This is a genomic window from Corallococcus sp. 4LFB (assembly GCF_046520365.1).
GTDB lineage: Bacteria > Myxococcota > Myxococcia > Myxococcales > Myxococcaceae > Corallococcus > Corallococcus caeni.
On sequence record NZ_JBKGHJ010000508.1, the window covers coordinates 1 to 5630 of the forward strand.

General features: G+C 73.8%; 8 protein-coding genes and 1 pseudogene. 7 read left to right on the forward strand and 2 right to left on the reverse strand.

The window, feature by feature from the left end:
• Together ACLEQD_RS35395 and ACLEQD_RS35400 are read left to right on the forward strand one after the other, a co-directional pair.
• A partial coding sequence (locus tag ACLEQD_RS35395) for a hypothetical protein (RefSeq protein ID WP_410390193.1) occupies window positions 1-237 on the forward strand: 237 nt, incomplete at its 5' end.
• 123 nt (window positions 238-360) lie between these two features.
• On the forward strand, window positions 361-798 hold the full coding sequence (locus ACLEQD_RS35400) for a hypothetical protein (protein WP_410390194.1): 438 nt from the start codon (window positions 361-363) through the stop codon (window positions 796-798).
• A gap of 102 nt (window positions 799-900) precedes the next feature.
• Here the strand turns inward: ACLEQD_RS35400 and ACLEQD_RS35405 are convergent, their stop codons facing one another.
• Window positions 901-1323, reverse strand: coding sequence for an STAS/SEC14 domain-containing protein (locus tag ACLEQD_RS35405; protein WP_410390196.1), 423 nt, complete (start codon window positions 1321-1323; stop codon window positions 901-903).
• 167 nt (window positions 1324-1490) lie between these two features.
• Between ACLEQD_RS35405 and ACLEQD_RS35410 the strand changes: the two genes are divergently transcribed.
• A complete protein-coding gene (locus ACLEQD_RS35410; RefSeq protein WP_120523879.1) occupies window positions 1491-2174 on the forward strand; it encodes a hypothetical protein in 684 nt (227 codons plus the stop codon).
• 4 nt (window positions 2175-2178) lie between these two features.
• Here the strand turns inward: ACLEQD_RS35410 and ACLEQD_RS35415 are convergent, their stop codons facing one another.
• Window positions 2179-2604: an STAS/SEC14 domain-containing protein gene (locus ACLEQD_RS35415; protein WP_338269325.1), complete on the reverse strand. Its 426-nt coding sequence runs from the start codon at window positions 2602-2604 to the stop codon at window positions 2179-2181.
• Between the two features lie 387 nt (window positions 2605-2991).
• On the opposite strand from ACLEQD_RS35415, the gene ACLEQD_RS35420 reads away from it, so the two are divergent.
• The 4 genes and pseudogenes from ACLEQD_RS35420 to ACLEQD_RS35435 form a co-directional block, all read left to right on the forward strand.
• On the forward strand, window positions 2992-3945 hold the full coding sequence (locus tag ACLEQD_RS35420; RefSeq protein WP_410390202.1) for an ArsA family ATPase: 954 nt from the start codon (window positions 2992-2994) through the stop codon (window positions 3943-3945).
• Window positions 3942-4115: a hypothetical protein gene (locus ACLEQD_RS35425; protein ID WP_410390198.1), complete on the forward strand. Its 174-nt coding sequence runs from the start codon at window positions 3942-3944 to the stop codon at window positions 4113-4115. The genes ACLEQD_RS35420 and ACLEQD_RS35425 overlap by 4 nt, the downstream gene beginning before the upstream one ends.
• Entirely contained in the window at window positions 4061-5050 is a 990-nt protein-coding gene (locus tag ACLEQD_RS35430; RefSeq protein ID WP_410390200.1) for an ArsA family ATPase, read from the forward strand. The genes ACLEQD_RS35425 and ACLEQD_RS35430 overlap by 55 nt, the downstream gene beginning before the upstream one ends.
• A gap of 137 nt (window positions 5051-5187) precedes the next feature.
• Window positions 5188-5630, forward strand: a pseudogene (locus ACLEQD_RS35435) (hypothetical protein); the annotation flags it as partial.

The window sequence follows — 5630 nt, forward strand, 5'->3', positions numbered from 1 at the left end:
ACGCCAACACGCCGCTCCCCTGTCCGCGCCCCGGCGCCGCCTTCATCGACGTGGGGGGCGCCCCCCGCCACGGCCATCACCGCGGGCGGCCAGCACACGTGCGCCGTGCTCTCCTCCGGCCGTGCGCTGTGCTGGGGCCTCAACACGTCCGGGCAGCTCGGCTACGGCCACGTGCGCGCCATCGGAGATGACGAGGCACCCGCGCTCGCCGGGGGCATCCTCCTCGTGTCCCCCTGACACCGTGCACGGCGAGGGCCTCGACGCCCGGCTGCCTGCCCTCCAGGCCCGGCGCGTGCTCCGGGAGCAGGTTGCCGGACGGCAGGGGGGATGAAGAACTTCCTACGACGGAGGGACCTCTTCATGGCCGACCACGACCCACGCCCCGCACCCCCGCAGCCCGCCGAGGACTTCTACGGGCGTCCGACCCACCCACGCCAAGGCGGCGAACCCCCGCGCGAAGGCCAGGGCTCCGCGCCCCACGAGGACCCGAAGCCCCAGCGCTCCCGCGCCGAGGAGGAAGAAGAAGACGAGCCCAGCCCCCGCCGCGAGCGGACCGAGGCCGACGAGCGGGGCGTCCACCTGCGCACCGCGCAGGACGTGGACGACCCGGACGACCGCGACCCGCGCCGCCACCACGCCAGCGGCCTGCACCCGTACGACCCGCGCGCGCGCGCGCCGGGGTCCTCGCTCGACGACATGCCGGACGGCGACGGCCCGCGCAGCGACGCGGGCACCAACCCGGTGTCCGACGTCTACCGCTACGGCCACCCGGACCGCATGCCGGACCGCGAGCGCTGAGGACCGCGCGAGCCCCTGAAAACACCGAGGGCCAGGACCCGGGCTTCCCGCCCCATCCTGGCCCTTCGTCACGTCCGGAGTCCGGCGGCGCCGGGGGCGCGCTCAGCCCACGCGGCGCGGGGCGTGATCCAGCCGGTGCGCGTCCACCCAGGCCTCGGCCTGCGCCATCGTGTCCACGAAGACCGTGTCGAAGCTGGCCGCGTGGCCGGTGAGCAGCATGGCCACGGACATGGCCTTGCCCACCACCCGCTGCGACAGGTCCGAGCCCACGTACACCACCGAGCGCATCCACTCCGCGCGCACGTTGTTGGCCAGGAACTTGCGGGACTCGGTGGGCAGCTCCGACCCCGGCACCTCCGCCACCAGGTAGAACGGCCCGTTCGCCGCCATCTCCTCGTAGACCCGCAGCGCCCACTTCGCGTCCTGCAGCCCCACGACGCCCGTGTACTTCGTGTGCAACACGTCTGGCGCCGTCATGCGAATCCGGTGCGCGCCACACGTCCACTCGCGTGTCTGGTTTTCCATTCGGTCCTCCCCCCGCTTCACTGGAGGAACCCTACGCCCGACCCCTCCACCCCAGGGAAGCGCCCCGGCGCGAACCTGCCCTTTGGGACAAGGCTCCGCTGTCCATTGGATGTCAGACCCCCTCTGTACTGTGTACCCATTCCGACAGCCTTCCAGAGGGGGAACTCATGACGGAAACCCGTGAACTGCCGCGTGTCTCGGTGAACAAGCTGGGCGAGTACCTGGTCGCCACGCCCGCCCGCCGCAAGCGCATCATCCACGACCAGAAGCACCCGCCGGAGCCCCAGTACCTGCGCTATCCGGAGGCGTCCCAGGCCATCACGGACTTCCTCTGCCGGGGCCTGGACCTGAACGTGCTGCGGGAGGCCCAGCGCCGCTTCGCCTGCGCGGTGCCGCAGACGGAGTTCGAGGCGCAGCGCATGCAGCTGTGCTCGGAGGCGCTGGAGCGCTTCGCGGACCTGGTGCCCTGGCTGGACCTGGACGACGCCATCATCAGCGCGGTGGGCGCGGAGCCGCCGGTGCTGGAGATGGCCGGCGTGACCATCAGCGTGCGCCCGGAGGTGGTGGTGCAGCGGCTGGACAAGCAGGGCAACCCGCGCGTGGGGCTGATGAAGCTCTACTTCTCCAAGACGCACCCGCTGGACGAGCGGAGCGGCCAGTACATCGGCACGCTGCTCCAGCGCTTCGCGGAGCAGCACCTGTGCCGGCTGGGCCCGGCGGACCACCGGCTGATGACGGTGGTGGACGTGTTCGCGGGCTCGCTGTTCGTCGCGCCGCGCGCGCACATCCGCCGGCTGGGGGACGTGGTGCTCGCGTGCGAGGAGATCGCCGAGCGCTGGGCCGTCCACTGAGGCCTCAGCCCGGCGGGGCTCCGTCCTGACGGCGCCGGTGGGCCTCCAGCCACGCGCGGGCCTGGGCCTCCGAGTCCACGAACTCCGCCTCCAGCTTCGCGTCGCCGGTGAAGTTGAGCGCCACCACGAGCGCGCGCAGCACCTCGCGGTGCGTGCGCTTGGCGCCGAAGAAGACGACGCCGCGGAACCACGTGGGGCGCACGTGCTCCGCCAGGTACTTGCGCGGCGCGACCGACAGCCCCTCGGAGCTGCTCAGGTCCACGACGAGGTACAGGGGCTTGTCCGGGCCCGCCCCCAGCTCGTGGAACACGTCCACCAGTTCCCGCACGTCCGTTTCGGAAAACGAGCCTCGGACCTTCGTCCAGAGGATGTCGGAGGACTCCAGCGAGACACGCTGTGTCCCGAAGACCCACTCCCGCAGCACCGCCATGCCCTCTCCCACGCAGAGGGCCAGAGGGTACTCAAAACCCGGGGGGCGTCACCAGTCCGTGACCCCTCTTTCCAGAGGGTTTCCCCCCGTACAACCCTCCGGGTTCCCCCCTGGCGGCGACCCACGTGGCCTGCCGGGCCGGGTCATTCCTCGCACGTCGCGTCATGACTTCCCACGCGCGGGCGTTGGGGGCGCCGGCCCGGGCTTGTGTCATGCCCGGGTCAGCGCGGCGCGGGGGCCGCCGGGGAGTGAACGGAAAGCCGCTATGCTCGCCAGCGGGCGGTATGGCGGGCGGCCGCTCCTGGGCGCATCTCCGGCCGGTTGTCGGGACGCGCTTCCTTGCTCACTGTGAAGGGTCGCGCTGATGGCGCGGAGGATGGGAGCGTGGTGCTGGAGTCCTTGTGGAGCAGACGCGCCGTGCTGGTGTCGGGCAAGGGCGGCGTGGGCAAGACGACGCTCTCCGCGGCGCTGGCGGTGGCGGCGGCGCGGGCGGGCCGGCCGGTGCTCCTGGCGGAGCTGTCCCCGGACGAGGGCGGCCCGTCCACGCTCGCGGGGCTCCTGGGCGTGAAGGAGGCCGGGCCCCGCGTGGTGACGGCGGGCCCGAACCTGTCCTTCGTGCGCCTGTCGGCCCCGGAGGGGCACCGGCTGTTCCTGGAGGAGACCCTGCCCGTGAAATGGCTGGCGGAGGCCGCGCTGCGCTCGCGGGCCCTGCGGCGCTTCCTGGAGGCGGGCCCAGCGCTCAAGGAGATGGGGCTGATGTTCCAGCTGCTGTCGCTCCTGCGCCGCACGCACCCCGACGGCCGCATGGTGCACCCGCTCACGGTGGTGGACCTGCCCGCCACCGGCCACGCGCTGGCGCTGGCCACCCTGCCCCGGAGCATCCTGTCGCTGATGCCGGGCGGGCCCGTGGGCAGAGCGGTGCGCGAGGGGCTGGACCTGCTCCAGGACCCGGCGCGCACGGGCGTGGTGGTCACCACCCTGCCGGAGCCCCTGCCGGTGAGCGAGACGCTGGCGCTGGTGGGGGAGCTGAAGGACGTGGGCCTGCCCCTGTCCGCGGCGGTGCTCAACCGCATGCCGGAGGACCCCTTCACGCCGGAGTCGCGCGCGGCGCTGGAGCGGCTGTTGGAGACGCACGGGCCGCACCGGGGGCAGCGCGCGCTGGAGCGGCTGGAGCGCGCGCGGGAGGCGCGGCAGCGGCTGGCCGCGGGCCTGTCCGTGCCCCACTGGGGCATGCCGGAGCTGGCGCTGACGGGCATGGCGCTGGTGGAGCGGCTGGCGGAGCTGCTGGTGTCCAAACTTGAAGGGGCCGCGTCTCATGGCGGCCGGGAGGCCACGCCATGAACCTGGACGGGCTGCTGCGGGACAAGCGCATCATCGTGCTGTGCGGCGCGGGCGGCGTGGGCAAGACGACGACGGCGGCGGCGCTGGGCGTGGCCGCGGCCGCGCGGGGCGCCACGTGCTGGTGCTCACCATCGACCCGGCCCGGCGGCTGGCGGAGGCCATGGGGCTGAAGGAGAACGGCGCGGAGCCCACCACCGTGCCCCCGGAGCGCCTGTACGCGGACGGCCCGCGCGGCACGGGCCGGCTGGACGTGTGGATGCTGGAGCCGCGCGTCGTCTTCGAGCGCATGGTGCGCCGGCTGTCCGCCACGGAGAGCGCGGCGCGCGCCATCCTGGAGCACCGGCTGTACCGCTTCCTGTCGGAGCTGGTCGCGGGCGTGCAGGAGTACGCCGCCGCGGAGGCGCTGGACGGCTTCCTGGCGGAGGGCCACTACGACCTCATCCTCCTGGACACCCCGCCCAGCCGCCACGCGCTGGACTTCCTGGAGGCCCCGGGCCGGCTGTCGCGCTTCCTGGATGACCGGGTCATCTCCCTCTTCGGGCCGGAATCCGGCCGCACCGGCCGGCTGTGGCAGGGCGCGCAGGCGCTGGTGGGCCGCGTGCTGGACGGCATCTTCGGCGGCGGCTTCGCGCAGGAGATGCGCTCCTTCGTGGCCGCCTTCGGAGGGCTGTTCGCCGGCATCCGCCTGCACTCGGAGCGGCTGCGGGAGCACCTGTCGTCGAAGGACGCGGCGTTCCTGCTCGTCACCTCGCCGGAGGCCGCCGCGCTGCGCGAGGCCACCTTCTTCCAGGAGACGCTCCAGGCGAAGGGGCTGCCCTTCGCGGGCTACGTGCTCAACCGCAGCTGGGCGCGCGAGGACAGCCTGGCCCCCGCCGCCAACCTGAAGCCGCACGCCAGCAACGCCGCGGACACGGACGCCGTCATCGGGCTGGAGCGCCTGGCGGGCGTGGAGGACGCGCGCGCGAAGGCCCACCGCTCGCTGCTGGCCCGGCTGGCCGAAGGGTTGCCCCGGGGCGCGCTGGCCATCGCCGCGCCGGACGCGGGCGCGGACCTGGAGGACTTCCGGGGACTGGTGCACCTGGGCGACGCGCTCACCGTCGCCTGACGCCGGGGGCCTCGGAGGCTTCGGAGGCCTTGGGGGCCCAGAGCGGACGGGCGAGCGGCGCCGCACCTGCACGGCTGGAGCTTTGCGCGTCCGGGTCCGCTTCCCATGTTCGCAAGTCGAGGAGGCTTGCGACGCACATGGGCACCAAGGACTACAGCAACGGAAACGGCAGGCATGACCTGGGGCGCGCGGACATCTCCACGCCTCCCACCGACGCGATGGCCACGCACCGCTCGCCGGACGTGGCGCCGCCAGGCTCACGCGAGCGCTCGGAGTCGGACGTGAGTGGTTGGAGCCCCGGGCGCGACGAGCCCCCCTCCGACCGCCAGGGACGCTTCCACCGCGCCGCCGCGATGCGCCTCGCCCGGGTGCGCACCGACACGGACGACACCGGCCTGTGGCGCGCGGACCGCGAGGGCGAGCGCGACGGGGGCACCTCCGGGCCCTACGGCCGCGATGACCGGGACCCGCGCTACGCCAACGGCGCCGGTCCCGTGCGCACCCAGGGCGAAGGCACCGTCCAGGAGATGCCCCGGAGCGCGCCAGCTACCGCGAGTGGACCGCACCGGCTACGGCGGCC